The organism is Treponema endosymbiont of Eucomonympha sp., assembly GCF_001028545.1.
Map to the genome: position 1 here is coordinate 1 of NZ_BBPW01000398.1, position 638 is coordinate 638.

Sequence of the window (638 nt, forward strand, 5' to 3'; positions counted from 1 at the left end):
GCTGGTTGCCCTCGCTGTCCGCGTCAAAGAACACCATATCGGATATGTCCTGCTTTGTAACCTCGCCGATAACCAGCGTGGAGCTCTCCGCCTTCTTCACGGAGTTCGACTCAAGCTCCACCGCGGGGTTTGAATAGATAATGTTCCGGTACAGGTTCTGGTAGGACACCGTCGCCAGCGGCAGGAGGTAGTCGTTCACGGCGAACGATGCCGCCGATATGCCGAGTCCTAGACACAGCACGGGGGCGAGAAGCATCATGTATGACTTGCCGCTCGCCCGCAGGACGAGTATCTCGTTGTCGGTGTTCAGCTTGCCGAGGCACATGATGAAGCCGACAAACGTGGCGAACGGCGCGGACTGGGCTATGATGAACGGCAGCGAGTACAGGATAAGCACCGCCACCTGCGGGAGGGGCACCCGCTTTTCGAGGATAGTCTGCGCCGTGTACAGGATTTGGTTGACGAAGAACAGCAGAAAGAAGAACAGGAACGCGATGCTGAAATACATAAGCAGTTCTCTCACGAGATATTTCAGCAGGAGGTGGCTGATTAAGCCCTTCATGCGGAAGGGGTTCCGGGGCAGCGCGGGCAGGCTACTCATCGCCGAGTCCCGTCGAGACGACGCCGCCCGCGCCGCG

The 638-nt window shown here is 58.6% G+C and carries 1 protein-coding gene; it reads right to left on the reverse strand.

Annotation, left to right across the window (positions count from 1 at the left end; translation table 11 throughout):
• Positions 1 to 508, reverse strand: a 508-nt coding sequence (locus tag AWU74_RS07280) for an LptF/LptG family permease (protein WP_238580237.1), incomplete at its 3' end; no start/stop codon positions are given.
• Between the last annotated feature and the right edge of the window lie 130 nt (positions 509 to 638).